A 15,576-nucleotide genomic window follows, 5' to 3' on the forward strand; every position below is an offset into this window, starting at 1 on the left:
CCGCCCTTGAAACCCCGGCCAGCGATCATATTTAAATAGCGGACAAGCCACGCTTGCCTTTAACGTGAACTTTTGAATGGGTTATTCAGGAGGTTAACTTATGGCACTCAGAACCTTGTCAGCACTTCCAGGCTTTGCTGATTCTGTATTTAGCGATCGCTTTAACCGTATCGATCGGCTTTTCAGCCAGTTAACAGGGGATACGCCGGTATCGTCTTTACCTGCTTACGACTTAAAGAAAGTCGATGGCAATAATTATCTGCTTACCCTAAGCGTGCCGGGCTGGAAAGAGGACGAACTGGAGATTGAAACGGTTGGCGGAACCCTGCACGTGTCGGGTAAACGTTCTGCCAGCGAATCTGAGACTGAAGAAGGCTGGATTTACCGGGGCATTCGACGTGCTGATTTTCGCCTGAGCTTCTCGCTACCTGAATTTGCGAAGGTGAACAATGCAAAACTGGATAGCGGGCTGTTATACGTGTCCATTTATCAGGAAATACCGGAAAGCGAAAAGCCGCGTAAAATCGCGATCGAAAATTCACAGCCGGTAATTGAGCATAAGGCTTCATAACGCCATCTTTAAGGCCCACTTCGGTGGGCCTTGTTATTTCCCGTTAAGTCCCGTTTGTTGCCTGCTATAAATAACGTGAGACGAGGAGAAAATTGATGATCATGATTGATTCGCTGCGCGCAGAGGGGGGGGAGTTGGATCAACCCGCCCGATATTTATAGTTTCGAAAACGGGACGCTGCGCTTCACAACGCAAGGCAACACGGATTTCTGGAAACAAACTTACTATGGCTTCCAGCGACACTCCGGTCATGCCTTTGGGTTTTACCTGGCCGATGATTTTACCCTCCAGGTAAAAATCAGGGCTGATTTTTCTCATCTTTATGACCAGGCCGGCCTGTTCCTGCAGGATGACGAAGATCACTGGGTTAAGGCAGGCATAGAATTTAATGACGATCGGCCCTCTACAGGAAGCGTGGTAACCCGTAAAACATCGGACTGGTCAACCGGCCTTTTCTCGGGCGATCCCGGCGCGTTCTGGATGCGCGCCACGCTGGAAAATGAGGCATTGCGGATCCAGTATTCCGTGGATGGTCAAACCTGGCCGTTACTGAGGTTGTGCCACTGGCCGCAACGCCAACAACGTTTTGTCGGGGTGATGGCGTGCACACCTGAAAGGCAGGGGCTCGACGTCGCTTTCGAAAGCTTTACCCTCAGTACCCCTTCCGGCAAGCCGCTGCATGACCTTACCTGAGCAACATTTTCGGAACATAAAGCGGCTCGCTTACGTCATTTTCTGCCGCCCTCCGTTCAGAACATAACCTAAACTGCTGTCTCCCACTATACTGACCAATGCAGTTGTCATTTTCATACGGAACTGCGCACGGTTTATTACCTGCTACCCACCTTTCCCATGACCACCAGGAGAACAACATGCAAAAGAGTAAAACCTTGAAAGGATTGCTGGCCGTATCGGCAGTCGTCGCGATGTTCACCACTGTTGGCGTGCAAGCCCAGACCCAGTCCACTGCCGCGCAAAATGACGCCGCAGGCCAGACCACATCGAACACTAAACTCAGTTCCGGCGACGAGCAAGCCTTGAAGGACATGGCGCAGGCCAATATCAATGAAATTGCCGCCGCCAGGATCGCGCTGAACAAAGCCCAAAGCAGCGAAGTCAAAGCATTCGCTCAGCAAATGGTCAAAGACCACGGCGATGCCCTGGCCAAAGTACAGGCCGTTGCCCAGCAAAAAGGCGTAACGCTGCCGACTGAGCCAGACCCTATGCACAAGGACATGGCCGCCCGGCTTGAACAACAGAGCGGCGAGGCATTTGACAAAATGTATATGGAAAATGCCGGCACCAAAGACCACGAGATGGTGCTGTCGAAACTGAAAAGTGACGCCCAGAAGATCAAGGATCCGGATGTGAAAGCCCTGGCCGACGCGCATACCCCTGTCGTTGAGCAGCACCTGAAGGCCGCCCAGCAGATGTCAATGCAATCAGGTAAGTAGCCAGGTTGTTCGGTGGGCACACGGTTAAAAAGATTTCATAACGTCACGGTAGGGCATCATTATTGACAGTGTTTAAGAACAGGGACGACCGCTCCTGTCAGTATGCCGATCGATGCTCGTCCATATGCAGTCGCAAGCTGTAACGACCAGAATGGGCCTGAAGGCTACAGGCTGTAAATATAGCGAAGGACCGCTTCTGGCACGAAGCGGGTATGTCGCTACCGCCGAAGGGCCTCAATGAGCGATAAGCCGACGTCAAAATTCACAACAAAAAAATCGCCAGATTTGGTAGTAAAGGCTAAATTGAATTCAGGTGCCACTGGTATGACCACACAGAACAGGCTCAATTAATGAATTCAATAATAATACCCGTCAATGAAGGTGGATTTTTGGCTGCCACGATTTGGGAAAGAAGTGATGCCAACGCGATGGTTATCCTTCATCCCGCAACGGCAGTTGTGCAAACGTTTTATGAAGGGTTCGCAGAATACCTTTTTAACAGGGGATTCAGTGTCCTCACTTACGATTACCGTGGCACTGGCCGGTCGAAATCCGGGACGGTCCGTCGCTACAGCGTCTCCATGTCAGACTGGATCGAGCAGGACGTTGGATGCATAACAGCCTGGGCGAAAGCGCGTTTCCCCGGGCTTAGCCTGCTGGCGGTAGGGCACAGTGTAGGAGGGCATGCCATTCTGCTTTCGACGGCCACCCACCACCTGGAGGCGGCAGTCATTGTGGCCTCACATGCGGGTGTGACGAGCACAATAAAACAAACCACAGAAAAGGTGCGTGTCTGGTGCCTACTGCGTGTGCTGGCCCCGGTTCTGTGCCGTATATTCGGGTACATGCCTGCCAGGCGCCTGGGGCTGGGCGAAGATTTACCGGCTCCAGTGATGCTTCAGTGGGGGCGCTGGAGCACAATGCAGGGTTATTTCTACGACGATCCAGACTGGAATGCACGCCAGCGGGCAAGTGAGATAACGTTACCCGTACTGGTGATGGGTTTTGATGACGATCCCTGGGCTAACCCTGAAGCCATTGCGCGGTTGATGGAGCCCGTGCAAAACGCAAAAATCGAACGCCGCGAAATACGACACGCAGATTTTGGTCTTCCGTCCATTGGTCATATGGGCTTTTTTCGTGCGCGATGTGCGGAGAAATTATGGCCCGCCGTTGGTCAGTGGCTGGAGAATCAGTGCGCGGATTGAACGAAAAGTGGATATTAATCCTGAACACGTTCAGGGTAACGTCCGCTTCTTTCAAAACGCAGACTTCGCGACCAGTAAAACCTGTCATATAAAACCCTTTCAAAGCACGGCTTATGAACATGATGCGAAATGAACATTCATTCGCCTTTAAACGAATGGGTGTAGTAATGACAAAATTCTTTCGCTACCACTTTATGAAGTGTTCTGAGGGGGGGGAGGTTCATTGCATCATGTAACAATGGCTGGATGCCATACAGTTAAAGGGCAATGAGGCCAGACTTCATTTCGGCGTCATCCCAGCAGATGCGTGATTTATTCATTGAGCACACTGACGGGAGAGGAATGTTACTACCACCGAAGAGCCAGTTTTTACTGAAGCGGTTATTCACGAAGAGGGTGAAGAAGAGATGTGCGGCCTGACGGTATTTTTTGCCGAGGCGGCCTTTCAATGAAGAACTATGGAAAGGCTTGAAAAAAGAATATCTGCCTTAGAACAAAAATAATCAGATGTAGCCTCAAGCATCCATGTGGGCGCGAATGCATAACATTATCCGAACTTAAGTTAAACTTTTGTTGGAGCATGGAGTGCAAGATAAACTGAGGGTCTCACCTCATTGACTGAGGTGGCAGTAGTTAATAGAATGAATTGATCAATACACTCTTTATATATAAAGGAAATTAAATCGTGGCGCAGGAAGTTGATAAATCTTTCATAGTTCAAGACCAGGGAGCAGGGAATTCGTTTGCTTGTGGAGTACTTGAAAATAGTAAAGAGAATAACGTCCAGTTTAATGGAAATAATAATAAATTAGTAATTGAAGATGATGTTGAATGTAGGTGGCTTACTGTAATTTTTCGTGGCGACAATAATTACGTTAAAATACACAAAAACAGTAAAGCCAAAGGAGTAATAGTCGCATCTAAAGGATCAAAGGTAACCGTTGGGCGTAGAACGACTATTGGATCTGGATTTGAAGTTGTTACTGATGGATGCAATGTGACTATCGGCCATGACTGTATGATCGCGCGAGATGTAATTTTGCGCGCTTCAGATGGGCACCCTGTATTCGATGCAACAAGTGGCAAAAGAGTTAACTGGGCAAAAGATATCAATATTGATAGTTATGTCTGGGTTGGCAGAAATGTATCAGTAATGAAAGGTGTTAGTATTGGTAGCGGCTCTGTGGTCGGTTACGGAAGTATCGTTACCAAAGATGTACCTGTAATGTGCGCGGCGGCTGGTAACCCTGCAAAAATCATTAAACGTAATATTATCTGGGCGAGAACAGACAAAGCCGAATCAATCAGTGATGACAAGCGTTGTTCAAGTTATCACGCCAAACTTACCCAACAATGAACATGCGACTCTTCTATCTCACTAATTGATAGGCCTCGCTAAATTTATCTTCTCCCGATTAAAAACTACTGCATACAAAAACAGTATAATAATCGGGAGTCGACTTATTATAGAATTATACACCCCATGAGAACTGCGCGAGATTGACGCGCTACCCCTCTTCGGAGACTTCGTCCTGTGCGGGTTTCGTCTCCCTCCGCCGATTATGTTGAGCAGCGCATTGATTTGAATGAACTGATGATCCCGCACCCCAGCGCGACATATTTCGTTAAGGTGGCAGGGACATGATGATCCAGGCAGGAATCAGTGACGGCGACCTGTACCAGAAAGCAGGCGTTAACAGCAGCAGTTGCAAATGAAAAGGGATATTCTGTCGCCGCGCTATACCACCAGATTTACAGATCTATTGGTTGTTAAATAGACGCGCAATAGTAGATTTTTAATATGGTAAGATTAAATTACTGCTATCAAAGATTTCTATCCATTGCATGAATTCATCTTAGATGTAAATAAAAAAACTGACATTAAAAATAATTGAATGCGCTATTCAGTTGTGGCAATAAATTTTTACCATTTGAACACGCGCTTACCGCAAAACAATGAAAAATATTACCTTGCGAGTGCTAAGTTATTGATGTCTACAATTGATACGATGGGGTTTATTGAATATGATCCTCAAAATGCTGTATTCCAGCAGTGGTTGGATACGTACTCAAATATAGAAAAAATAGGTTTAACTTCGAACGAGTTATATGAGTTTAGAAATTCACTTTTACATATGACTAACCTTGATTCTCGAAAACATATTCAGAACAAGGTGAGGCGAGTAAGTTTTTATATAGGTGGGCCTGATTCTGAAACAAAAACATAAATTTTACAACTACTTGCTCATCCTGTTACTATACCCCCCTATAGTATACAGGAGGCAATCATGCCCCATTCCCCTGAAGATAAAAAACGCGCCCTGACGCGGGTCCGGCGGATCCGCGGCCAGGTTGAGGCGCTGGAGCGCGCACTGGAAGCGGGCGAACCCTGCATCGCAATTCTGCAACAAATTGCTGCCGTACGCGGCGCGGCCAACGGTTTGATGGGCGAGATGGTGGAAATCCATCTCAACGATGAACTGGTCAACGGCGAAACCACTCGCGAACAACGCGCGCAGCGGATGGATAAAATCGGTCATTTATTGCGCGCTTATCTAAAATAAGAGTCACGACTCACAACAACGGAAGAGACGATATGAAATCACGTGCAGCCGTCGCATTCGGCCCTGGCAAGCCGCTGGAGATTGTGGAAATTGATGTTGCGCCGCCGCAGAAGGGCGAAGTGCTGGTCAAAATTACCCACACCGGGGTGTGCCATACCGATGCGTTTACCCTGTCGGGCGACGATCCTGAAGGCGTTTTCCCGGCGGTGCTGGGCCACGAAGGCGGCGGGATTGTGGTGGAAGTGGGCGAGGGCGTCACCAGCCTGAAGCCGGGCGATCACGTTATTCCGCTTTATACCGCGGAATGCGGCGAGTGTAAGTTCTGTAAATCCGGCAAAACCAACCTTTGCCAGGCCGTTCGCGCCACCCAGGGAAAAGGCCTGATGCCGGACGGCACCACCCGTTTTTCCTACAACGGCGAGCCGATTTACCACTACATGGGCACCAGCACCTTCAGTGAATACACCGTCTGTGCGGAAATCTCGCTGGCGAAAGTCAACCCGCAAGCACCGCTGGATAAAGTGTGCCTGCTGGGCTGTGGCGTGACCACCGGCATCGGCGCAGTACATAACACCGCGAAAGTGAAAGAAGGCGACAGCGTCGCGGTCTTCGGGCTGGGCGGTATCGGCCTGGCAGTGATCCAGGGCGCAGTGCAGGCCAAAGCGGGCCGCATCATCGCTGTGGATACTAACCCGGAGAAATTTAAGCTGGCGGGTGAAATGGGGGCCACCGATTTCGTCAACCCGAACGATTATGACAAGCCCATCCAGGACGTGATCGTTGAACTCACCGACGGCGGCGTGGATTTCAGCTTCGAGTGCATCGGCAACGTCAACGTGATGCGCGCCGCGCTGGAATGCTGCCATAAAGGCTGGGGTGAAAGCGTGATCATTGGCGTAGCGGGCGCGGGCCAGGAAATCCGCACCCGTCCGTTCCAGCTTGTCACCGGTCGCGTATGGCGTGGTTCGGCGTTTGGCGGCGTGAAAGGGCGCAGCCAGTTGCCGGGCATGGTGGAAGACGCGATGGTCGGCAAAATCCAGCTCGACCCGTTTATCACCCACCGTTTGCCGCTGGAACAGATCAACGAAGCCTTTGATTTAATGCACGAGGGCAAATCGATCCGTACCGTTATTCACTTCGGCGACCAGTAATTCCTTCGGCCAGCGGCGTCCTGTCGCTGGCCATAATTTATCTTTATCCTGATTTGTGACCCATCTGACGTTTTCTGGGGTAATCGAAACCTGGGTTTTTGCCGATGACTATCTGACGAGCATATACCTGACCCTGGAAGACTGTTATGACGACACACAACACGATAATTCAAAAACCTGCAGCTGTGAGTTTCTGGCATCACATCCGTTTAGTCCCGCTCTTTAGCTTTATTCTCGGTGGTATTCTGGTGCTCTTCGCGGCGAGCGTTGGATTAGCAAGTTATTTCATGGTTCAGAGCAACACCGCGCTTCATGACGTTACCGAAGAGATCCAGGTACGCATGGGGCTTTCCAACAGTTCAAACCATCTGCGCACCGCGCGAATCAACCTGATCAACGCCGGGGCCGCCAGCCGCGTGGCGGAAATGGACGATCTGAAACGTAACGTCGCCGATGCGGAAAAACGCCTGAAGCAGGCCCAGGAAGGGTTCGACAGCTATATGGCGCGCCGGGTAAAAACCCCGCAGGACGAAGCGCTGGACGGCGAACTTAAAGCCCGTTTCGACGCCTATATTCAGGGCATGCAGCCAATGGTGAAATTCGCTAAAAACGGCATGTTCGAAGCGATCATCAAACACGAAAACGAGCAGGCGCGCGGCCTGGACAGCGCCTATAACGAGGTGCTGTTAAAGGCCATCGCGATCCGTATGGAGCGCGCCACAGCATTAGGCGTGGCGGCGGAAACGCGCACCACCTGGGGCGTGATGGCGATGATCGCGGCGCTGACCATTGCCGTGTTAATGACCATCATCACCTTTGTGGCGCTGCGCGGCATCGTGATTCTACCGCTGCGCCGGGCGGCCAACCGTATCGAGCATATTGCCAACGGTGATTTAACCGTGGCGCCGGAAGCCGCAGGCCGCAGTGAAATCGGCGTACTCAGCAAGAACCTACAAAAAATGCAGCATTCGCTGGCGGAAACCGTCGGCACGGTGCGCACCGGTGCCGAAGCCATTTATCAGGGCACCAGCGAAATTTCCGCAGGGAACACCGATCTTTCTTCCCGTACCGAAGAACAAGCGTCCGCGCTGGAGCAAACCGCCGCCAGTATGGAACAGCTCACCGCAACGGTGAAACAGAACGCTGAAAACGCCCACCACGCCAGCAAACTGGCGAACGACGCGTCCGATAAAGCCAGCGCGGGCGGGCACATGGTCTCGGGCGTGGTTACCACCATGGGCAATATCTCCACCAGTTCGAAAAAAATCTCGGAAATCACCGCGGTAATTAACAGCATCGCGTTCCAGACCAACATCCTGGCACTCAACGCCGCCGTGGAAGCTGCTCGTGCGGGCGAGCAGGGACGGGGATTCGCAGTCGTGGCGAGCGAGGTTCGTACCCTTGCCAGCCGCAGCGCCCAGGCGGCGAAAGAGATTGAAGGGCTGATCCAGAACTCGGTAAGCCTGGTGGATAAAGGCTCCAGCGAAGTGGTGGCGGCCGGTCAAACCATGCAGGGTATCGTTGAAGCGGTGCAGCGTGTGACCGATCTGATGCAGGAAATCGCCGCCGCCTCGGACGAGCAGAGCCGCGGTATCCAGCAGGTCGCCCAGGCGGTGTCGGAAATGGATAACGTCACCCAGCAAAACGCCTCACTGGTGGAAGAAGCTTCTGCGGCGGCGCTGGCGCTGGAAGAGCAGGCGGCGCGGCTAACTGATGCGGTGGGCATTTTCCGCCTCTCGTCACACGCGGAAAGGGTGCGTGAAAACGCGAAAGCAGATAGCGTGCCGCCAGCGAACACCTTTACCCGCCCGGCGGCGGCGCACGGCGATAACTGGGAAACCTTCTAAGCGAGACAGAATAAAAAACCCCGCCTCACGCGCAATGTCGTTCATTTAAGCGGAGCGGTACGGGATTTTACCGGGTAGCGGGTTTTTGACATCTTAACCGCCCCCGGCCTTGCTGGCCGGGGGCGTTTTGTTATGCACACAGCCTCCAGATCCCCCGCAGGTGTTCCAGCCGTTTCAGGATCATCCCCGGCGATACCCTGTGTCCCGGTAATCTGTGCAGAGGGCGGTGGCATAAGCGGATAGTCACTGAAATCGAGCAGGTCGTTGAGAAGTGGCATAAGAAGACGGCTTCCTGTTGTGGAAGCCGTTATAGTGCCGCAGTTTAAGGATTGGCCAACTTATCCTTTACTGATCGGCATTGCCGCAGCAAGCGGGTTTTTTATGTCTACATTCCAGCATCAGCCAATCCAGCTATGGATCGCCAGGTTGATTGCGCCACCGCCGATAATTAGCCAGCCAAACAAAATCAGGCCCAGCAGGAACGGTTTTAACCCCGCTTTCATCAACTGGCTGATGCGGGTAGTCAGGCCCAGCGCCGCCATCGCCATCGCCAGCAGCACATTATCCACCACGTTAATCATCGCTACCCACTGCGTGGGCAGCAGATGAAACGAGTTAAACAGCGCCACCAGGATAAACATCAGGGCGAACCAGGGGAAAACGATGGGCTGTTTATGCGTACCGTCGCTTTCCACATGGCGGCTGACCGCAATACTCAGCAGCAGTAAGAACGGTGCCAGCATCATCACACGCAGCATTTTGGCAATCACTGCCGCGCTTTCGGTTTCCGGGCTGACCGCGTGGCCCGCTGCCACTACCTGGGCGACTTCGTGCATGGTTGAGCCGGTATAGACGCCAAATTGCGTTGCGGAGATAGCCGGGTAGTGGCTGGCGACTTCATGCCAAATCACCGGGTAGAGAAAGATCCCAACCGTGCCGAAAATCACCACGGTTGCCACAGCCACCGCGACTTTGGAAGATTCCGCCTTAACCACCGGGGCAGTCGCCAGCACCGCCGCCGCGCCGCAGATGCTGCTGCCCGCGCCGATCAGCCACGAGGTTTTCAGGTCGAGGTTCAGCAACCGCGCGCCGATAAAGGTCGCGAGCAGAAAAGTGCTGGTTAGCATCACGATATCGATGGCCACGCCGCTCACGCCCACATCCATCACCTGCTGAAAGGTCAGGCGAAAGCCGTAAAGGATAATCCCCAGTCGCAGCAGCTTCTGTTTGGCAAACTGCACGCCAGTATCGCACAGCGGATGCGCCGCCGGATAAAGGGTATTCCCCAGCACAATACCGACGATAATCGCCAGAGTCAGCGCGCCGAGGCCCAGCGACGAGACGGCGGGGATGTTGCCGATCCACGCCGTGGCGAAAGCGATAACCGCCGTCAGCGCCAGGCCAGGAACAAAGCGTTTAACGTCGTGCTGATATCGCGTGCTGGAAATCTCGGCCATAATCACTTTCCCTCTCATGTATAGGACTTAGCATGAGGCATAACCTGAGAAAAGAAAAATTTATTATATCGTTATAATTAATCGAAATAACCGGTATGGACATACCTGAGGGACGGGGAAGCATAAAACATGTTCTGTTAATGGTTTTTGCAGACAAGGGTTAAGATTAAAAATGATATAAATCAATATACAAAGATGTCAACTGAAACCAGGTAGCCATGATTTCCAGTCAATATACTACCCAGTATCAACTAAGCCAAAACGAATAATCATGTCAAAACATCCAGAAAACCGCAACATCCTCACGAAATTCGCCTGCAAAAGATGTCAGCCACTCCTCTATATGTCATAGTAATTCTAACGTGATGTTGTAGGACTCGTTCCGGGAGGAAGGTACGCATGAATCAGGACATTTCACCCTCTGCTGAAATGAAGTCAGCCGTTTTTCAGCCGCTTTATCTGCAAATCAGCCAACTGTTGCTGGAAAGGATCGCCTCCGGCGAATGGCCTGCGGGCACTTATATCCCCAGTGAGGCCAGCCTTGCCGAGGCGTATAACGTCAGCATCGGCACCTTACGCAAGGCGCTGAACGAACTGGTCAGCAATAACGTGGTGATCCGCTACCAGGGCAAAGGCACCGTGGTAGCAGCGCATGACTCCGACAGCGCGCTGTTCCGCTTCTTTAATATTTTGCGGGAAAATGGCGAACGTTCGCTGCCGCTGTCCCGCGTGCTGGCGCGCCATTTACGCACCGCGTCGCAGGAGGAGGCTGCCGCGCTGTGTATCGCACCGGGCAGCAAAGTGATCCATATCTGGCGCGTGCGCGATCTGGATGGCGCGCCGGCAATTCTTGAGCATGTCTATGTGGATGCCGCGCTGTTCCCCGGCCTCGATCGCGACCCGGAAATTCTGCCCAATACCCTCTACCAGCTCTATCAGCAGAAATTCGCCTGCACCGTGGCAAATGCCCATGAGCAGATCAAAGCGGTGAATGCGGGGCCGGATGAGGTGTTGCACCTTGAAGCAGAAGAGGGCGAGGCGCTGCTGCGGGTTTACCGTATCGCGCGGGATTTTCAGGATAAACCGGTGGAGTACCGCGTTTCCACGGTACTCACCCGGCATCATGCGTACTTTAACCAGCTCTGATCCGCAACTGCGCCATTAACCCGCCAGGCATCAGCAGCGTCTCGCTGTTTTGCCTGGCGACATCCCGCCGCCGCGCGCCAGGTAAACGCACGCCGGGCTGCGCCAGCATCGCGCTGAACAGCGTTTCGCAATGCTGAAGATAACCTGGCGGGAAAAAACCAGGATTCAACAACAGCAACAACTGGGCGACTAATGGCGGTTCGCCGTCGGCGGTAAAAAACGAGCTGGCCTGGAAGCCGTAATGGCTGCCGGTTAAGCCTGCGGTTAACAACTCCACCATCAGCGCCAGTGCGGCCCCTTTAGCGCCGCCTGCGGGAGCCATACTGCCCGCCAGCGCGGCGTCGGGATCGGAGGTCGGCTCGCCGTGACGATCGAGCGCCCAGCCGAAGGGGATCGCCTGCTGCTTCTGGCTGGCTATCATGATTTTCCCGCGCGCCACTTCAGAGAGCGACAGGTCGATGACCAGCGGTTCATCATTCACGCGCGGTGAGGCGAAAGCGACGGGATTGGTGCCGAACAGCGGCGTTTGACCGCCCCAGGGTGCCATCGCCGCCGGGCCGTTGCTGAAGGCCAGGCACAGCATACCCCGCTGCGCCGCCTGCTCGACATAATATCCCGCCATACCGAAATGGTGCGAACGGCCAATCGCCACCGCGACCACGCCAAACTCTTCCGCCAGCACCAGGCCGCGTTCCAGCCCGCCCTCTACGGCGGGAAACGCCAGCCCGGCGTCCGCATCCACGCTCAGCACTGCGCCGCGCGGGGTGATGGCGGGCCGCGCGTTGGGGTTGAGTTTGCCGCTGGCGAGCTGATCGAGATAAAACGGCAGCCGCGCGAAACCGTGCGAGGCAATGCCCGCACGTTCCGCCGCCATTAGCGCCCGGCATGTTGCCTCGGCGGCCTGCGCCGTGACGCCGGTTTTCATTAACGCCTGGCGGGCAAGGGCATCCAGTTGCGCCACGCGAACGGAGACAAGCGCGTTCACGGCATACTCCTTTTTTCCGGCTCCAGGATCGGCGTATCCTGCGGCAGGGTGAGTTTGCCGGGGCCAAGCCGCAATTGTTCTCTGGCCGTCGCCAGATCTAATTTTTGCTCCCAGCGGGCGATCACCAGCGTCGCCACCACGTTGCCGATCATATTGGTGACGGCGCGCATCTCGTTCAAAATCCGGTCGATACCCAGCACCAGGGTGATGCCCGCCAGTGGGATAATATTGTGGGTCGCCAGGGTCGCGGTAAGCGCAATCAGCGCCGCGCCCGCTACGCCCGCGCCGCCTTTCGACGTCAACAGTAATATCAGCAGCAGGCTGATTTGTTGCCACAGGGTGAGATCGGTATTGGTCGCCTGGGCGATAAATAACGCCGTCATGGTCAGGTAAATCGCCGCGCCGTCCAGATTAAAAGAGTAGCCGGTCGGCAGCACCAGCCCGACAATGGCGCGGTCGCAGCCCAGCTTTTCCATTTTCACCATCAGTCGGGGCAGTACCGATTCGGTGGTCGAGGTGCCCAGCACGATCAGCAACTCCTCGCGGAAGTAGAGGATTAGCCGCCATAAACTGACCCCCACCAGCTTGCAGATCAGCCCCAGCACGCCGCCGATAAACAAAAAACTGGTGATATACAGGCAGACGATCAGCATCCCGAGATGCGAAAGCGAGGTCAGGCCATATTTGCCGACGGTAAAGGCGATGGCCCCGAATGCGCCGAGGGGCGCGAGGCGCATAATCAGCTCGACGATGCGCATCAACACTTCGCCGCACTGCTCAATGGTTTTGGTGATAAATTCGCTACGCTGGGAGGCCAGCGACAGGGCGACACCGAACAGCACCGAGAACAGCAGCACCTGCAACAGATTCCCCTGGGCGAACGCGCCAATCACCGAATCGGGAATGATCTGCTCCATAAAGCCTTTGCTGTGCTCATTGGCGCTGACGTAATGGCTGACGGCGCTGCCGTCCAGCTTGCTGGCGTCAATGTTCATGCCCGCGCCGGGCTTCATCACATCGGCCACCACCATGCCGATGATCAATGCCAGCGTGGTCACCACTTCAAAGTAAATCAGCGTCTTACCGCCGACTTTGCCCACCTGTTTCAGGCTTTCCATACGGGCAATGCCAATCGCCACGGTACAAAAAATCACTAAGGTTACGATCATCTTGATAAGACGAATAAAGGTGTCGCCGAGGGGTTTCATCTGAACAGCAAAATCAGGAAAGGCGTACCCCACAGCAACCCCGGCGACCAGGCCGATTAAAACCTGGACGTAAAGGTGCTTGAGCAATCGCATCTGGATATCCTCGCGTGAGAATCGGTGCCCGAACGGCACCGCAGGCAAGCGTGAAGAGAGGCCCGCCGGAGCGGCGGGCAAAGGATCAGGCGCTTTCGAAAATACGGGTGAGGACAAACTCCCGGTGCCCCAGCGCTTCGGCGGCGGTCAGGCGGCCATTGGCGGTGCGCAGCAGGCTCTCCAGCAGCGCATCCCCCGCGCCATCCAGATTCATCTCGCGGCGCAGAATAGCCGACACATCCACATCAATATGTTCCGACATGGTGCGCACCGTGCGCGGGTTAGCGCACACCTTGATCACCGGCAGGATCGGGTTGCCGATCACATTGCCCTGGCCGGTGGGGAAAAAGTGCGCCACATAGCCCCCGGCGGCGCACAGCGTCACCATTTCGGCGGCGGCGGAGGAGGAATCCATAAACCACAGCCCCGGTCCGGTGGGCATTTCGGCTTTATCCAGCACCCCGTCGACCCGGCATTTCTTGCCGATTTTCTGGATGTTGCCCAGCGCTTTTTCCTCGATGGTGGTCAGCCCGCCCTCAATATTCCCTTTGGTCGGCTGCGACTCGGAGAGATCGCTGGTTTTCCAGCGGTCGATCATGGCGCTGTAGCGGTCGAACATAAACTGGAACTTCTGGCGCACATCGCTGTTGGCGCAGCGGGCCGCAACCAGATGCTCGCCGCCGGTCAGCTCCGAGGTTTCGCCGAACAGCAGGGTATTGCCGTTCTCGTACAGCCGGTCGAACAGATTGCCGACGGCAGGGTTGGCGCCGCAGCCGGAGGTGGTATCCGATTCGCCGCACTTGGTGGACACCCACAGCTCGCTGATGTCACACATCTCGCGCTGAAGTTCCGACGCATATTGTGAAAACTCACGCGCTTTGCGCGAGGCGTTGCAGATGGTGTTGTGATCGCCGTTCTGCTCAATCCAGAAACCGGCGACCGGTTTGCCGGTGGCTTTAATGCCGTCGACCACGCGCTGGGTCCAGCCCGGTTCGATGCCGATGACGATCACCGCCGCCACGTTAGGGTTACAGCCGGTGCCGATCAGGGTGCGAAAGTGCAATTCCAGATCTTCGCCAAACTGTAAGCGCCCATACGGGTGCGGCAGGGCGATGATGCCTTTAATGTTGTTGGCGACCGCTTCCGCTGCGGCGTTGGAAATATCATCCACCGGCAGCACAATCACATGGTTGCGGATACCGACCCGGCCATTTTCACGGCGATAACCTGCAAACTGACGTCCTTTGATTTCCATCATTACCACCTTTTGGTTTTCACGTTGTGTACATGCAGATGTTCGCCTTGCTTGATCGCCGAGACGACGCGGCCAATGTCTTCACCATACTTAATGACCGAGTCATTGACGGCCAAATCGCGAATGGCCAGCTTGTGGCCGATGGGAATGTCATTTTTTACTTCAAATTCAATGGTTTTGTTCTGGTCCATAATCCAGCCGGTGAGCTTCTGGCCCGCTTCAACGCCCTCTATCACCACCACGCCTACTGAATCACCATCATCGTGTACGACAAAATCGATACTCATAATCGCCTCCGTTTTAGTGCACAAGAAATCAACTCATGTATATGACATATATTAAATGACTTTGAGGTGCCAAATTAATTTAGCGCTGGCGGTTAGTTTTTGAGATCCGGCTCACGAATAGAGGGGGGTTACCATGAAAAAACAGAAAGGCAACAAAGGCCAGAAAGGACTAATCGTTTAAATCGATGATTAATAATACTTTATTCAATAAGGACTTTAAAATGTGAAAAAAATGTGATCGGGGCAGGAGTTCTGCGGAATGAAGACGATCGCGATCACTTTTTGTTCGATTGCTTTTTGCAGTTCGTGGCGATGCTCACTATAGATAACGATAGTCATATATATGACAC

Annotated in this window: 15 protein-coding genes and 3 pseudogenes; 12 read left to right on the forward strand and 6 right to left on the reverse strand. The window is 53.7% G+C overall.

Annotated features, from left to right (window positions below; genetic code table 11):
• Positions 1-100: 100 nt before the first annotated feature.
• The 11 genes and pseudogenes from RT120_RS02760 to RT120_RS02810 all read left to right on the forward strand — a co-directional run bounded on the left by RT120_RS02760 (position 101) and on the right by RT120_RS02810 (position 8,795).
• Positions 101-571: an Hsp20 family protein gene (locus tag RT120_RS02760; RefSeq protein WP_312979101.1), complete on the forward strand. Its 471-nt coding sequence runs from the start codon at positions 101-103 to the stop codon at positions 569-571.
• Between the two features lie 105 nt (positions 572-676).
• Positions 677-1,264, forward strand: a complete 588-nt coding sequence (locus tag RT120_RS02765; protein ID WP_312979104.1) for a DUF1349 domain-containing protein — start codon at positions 677-679, stop codon at positions 1,262-1,264.
• 179 nt (positions 1,265-1,443) lie between these two features.
• The gene (locus tag RT120_RS02770; RefSeq protein ID WP_312979107.1) at positions 1,444-2,025 is read left to right on the forward strand and encodes a DUF4142 domain-containing protein; all 582 of its coding nucleotides are present in this window, start codon (positions 1,444-1,446) and stop codon (positions 2,023-2,025) included.
• Between the two features lie 350 nt (positions 2,026-2,375).
• Positions 2,376-3,233, forward strand: a complete 858-nt coding sequence (locus tag RT120_RS02775) for an alpha/beta fold hydrolase (RefSeq protein WP_312979110.1) — start codon at positions 2,376-2,378, stop codon at positions 3,231-3,233.
• Positions 3,234-3,918: 685 nt separating this feature from the next.
• The gene (locus RT120_RS02780; protein ID WP_312979113.1) at positions 3,919-4,590 is read left to right on the forward strand and encodes an acyltransferase; all 672 of its coding nucleotides are present in this window, start codon (positions 3,919-3,921) and stop codon (positions 4,588-4,590) included.
• Between the two features lie 133 nt (positions 4,591-4,723).
• A pseudogene (locus RT120_RS02785) lies at positions 4,724-4,910 on the forward strand (S24 family peptidase); the annotation flags it as partial.
• A gap of 20 nt (positions 4,911-4,930) precedes the next feature.
• Positions 4,931-5,011, forward strand: a pseudogene (locus tag RT120_RS02790) (DUF4113 domain-containing protein); the annotation flags it as partial.
• A gap of 117 nt (positions 5,012-5,128) precedes the next feature.
• A complete protein-coding gene (locus RT120_RS02795) occupies positions 5,129-5,461 on the forward strand; it encodes a hypothetical protein (protein ID WP_312979116.1) in 333 nt (110 codons plus the stop codon).
• A gap of 60 nt (positions 5,462-5,521) precedes the next feature.
• Positions 5,522-5,797: a metal/formaldehyde-sensitive transcriptional repressor gene (locus RT120_RS02800; protein WP_312979118.1), complete on the forward strand. Its 276-nt coding sequence runs from the start codon at positions 5,522-5,524 to the stop codon at positions 5,795-5,797.
• A 32-nt stretch (positions 5,798-5,829) separates the two neighbouring features.
• On the forward strand, positions 5,830-6,948 hold the full coding sequence (locus RT120_RS02805; RefSeq protein ID WP_312979121.1) for an S-(hydroxymethyl)glutathione dehydrogenase/class III alcohol dehydrogenase: 1,119 nt from the start codon (positions 5,830-5,832) through the stop codon (positions 6,946-6,948).
• 146 nt (positions 6,949-7,094) lie between these two features.
• The gene (locus RT120_RS02810; RefSeq protein ID WP_312979124.1) at positions 7,095-8,795 is read left to right on the forward strand and encodes a methyl-accepting chemotaxis protein; all 1,701 of its coding nucleotides are present in this window, start codon (positions 7,095-7,097) and stop codon (positions 8,793-8,795) included.
• Between the two features lie 41 nt (positions 8,796-8,836).
• Here the strand turns inward: RT120_RS02810 and RT120_RS02815 are convergent.
• A pseudogene (locus RT120_RS02815) lies at positions 8,837-9,000 on the reverse strand (IS4 family transposase); the annotation flags it as partial.
• A gap of 193 nt (positions 9,001-9,193) precedes the next feature.
• Positions 9,194-10,252, reverse strand: a complete 1,059-nt coding sequence (locus RT120_RS02820) for a YeiH family putative sulfate export transporter (protein WP_312979126.1) — start codon at positions 10,250-10,252, stop codon at positions 9,194-9,196.
• A 399-nt stretch (positions 10,253-10,651) separates the two neighbouring features.
• Here RT120_RS02820 and RT120_RS02825 point away from each other — a divergent pair, with 399 nt between their 5' ends.
• The gene (locus tag RT120_RS02825) at positions 10,652-11,398 is read left to right on the forward strand and encodes a GntR family transcriptional regulator (RefSeq protein ID WP_312979128.1); all 747 of its coding nucleotides are present in this window, start codon (positions 10,652-10,654) and stop codon (positions 11,396-11,398) included.
• Here RT120_RS02825 and RT120_RS02830 read toward each other — a convergent pair.
• The 4 genes from RT120_RS02830 to RT120_RS02845 all read right to left on the reverse strand — a co-directional run bounded on the left by RT120_RS02830 (position 11,385) and on the right by RT120_RS02845 (position 15,226).
• Entirely contained in the window at positions 11,385-12,383 is a 999-nt protein-coding gene (locus RT120_RS02830) for an Ldh family oxidoreductase (RefSeq protein ID WP_312979130.1), read from the reverse strand. The genes RT120_RS02825 and RT120_RS02830 overlap by 14 nt on opposite strands.
• Positions 12,380-13,684 (reverse strand): C4-dicarboxylate transporter DctA, encoded by a 1,305-nt coding sequence (dctA, locus tag RT120_RS02835; protein ID WP_312979133.1) that lies wholly within the window; start codon positions 13,682-13,684, stop codon positions 12,380-12,382. The genes RT120_RS02830 and dctA overlap by 4 nt, the downstream gene beginning before the upstream one ends.
• Before the next feature lie 85 nt (positions 13,685-13,769).
• The gene (locus tag RT120_RS02840; protein ID WP_312979681.1) at positions 13,770-14,939 is read right to left on the reverse strand and encodes a UxaA family hydrolase; all 1,170 of its coding nucleotides are present in this window, start codon (positions 14,937-14,939) and stop codon (positions 13,770-13,772) included.
• Between the two features lie 2 nt (positions 14,940-14,941).
• Complete coding sequence (locus tag RT120_RS02845) at positions 14,942-15,226, reverse strand: UxaA family hydrolase (protein ID WP_144129505.1); 285 nt, start codon at positions 15,224-15,226, stop codon at positions 14,942-14,944.
• Between the last annotated feature and the right edge of the window lie 350 nt (positions 15,227-15,576).

This window comes from Atlantibacter sp. (assembly GCF_032062175.1).
In the GTDB taxonomy this organism is placed as follows: Bacteria; Pseudomonadota; Gammaproteobacteria; order Enterobacterales; family Enterobacteriaceae; genus Atlantibacter.

What these genes read in the sequence shown, in the direction of transcription:
- RT120_RS02800 (WP_312979118.1), top strand. Translation starts at nt 5,522, where the DNA reads ATGCCCCATTCCCCTGAAGATAAAAAACGCGCCCTGACGCGGGTCCGG.
- RT120_RS02810 (WP_312979124.1), top strand. Translation starts at nt 7,095, where the DNA reads ATGACGACACACAACACGATAATTCAAAAACCTGCAGCTGTGAGTTTC.
- RT120_RS02825 (WP_312979128.1), top strand. Translation starts at nt 10,652, where the DNA reads ATGAATCAGGACATTTCACCCTCTGCTGAAATGAAGTCAGCCGTTTTT.
- RT120_RS02820 (WP_312979126.1), bottom strand. Translation starts at nt 10,252, where the DNA reads ATGGCCGAGATTTCCAGCACGCGATATCAGCACGACGTTAAACGCTTT.
- RT120_RS02795 (WP_312979116.1), top strand. Translation starts at nt 5,129, where the DNA reads ATGCGCTATTCAGTTGTGGCAATAAATTTTTACCATTTGAACACGCGC.
- RT120_RS02770 (WP_312979107.1), top strand. Translation starts at nt 1,444, where the DNA reads ATGCAAAAGAGTAAAACCTTGAAAGGATTGCTGGCCGTATCGGCAGTC.
- RT120_RS02840 (WP_312979681.1), bottom strand. Translation starts at nt 14,939, where the DNA reads ATGGAAATCAAAGGACGTCAGTTTGCAGGTTATCGCCGTGAAAATGGC.
- RT120_RS02805 (WP_312979121.1), top strand. Translation starts at nt 5,830, where the DNA reads ATGAAATCACGTGCAGCCGTCGCATTCGGCCCTGGCAAGCCGCTGGAG.
- RT120_RS02775 (WP_312979110.1), top strand. Translation starts at nt 2,376, where the DNA reads ATGAATTCAATAATAATACCCGTCAATGAAGGTGGATTTTTGGCTGCC.
- dctA (WP_312979133.1), bottom strand. Translation starts at nt 13,684, where the DNA reads ATGCGATTGCTCAAGCACCTTTACGTCCAGGTTTTAATCGGCCTGGTC.
- RT120_RS02760 (WP_312979101.1), top strand. Translation starts at nt 101, where the DNA reads ATGGCACTCAGAACCTTGTCAGCACTTCCAGGCTTTGCTGATTCTGTA.
- RT120_RS02845 (WP_144129505.1), bottom strand. Translation starts at nt 15,226, where the DNA reads ATGAGTATCGATTTTGTCGTACACGATGATGGTGATTCAGTAGGCGTG.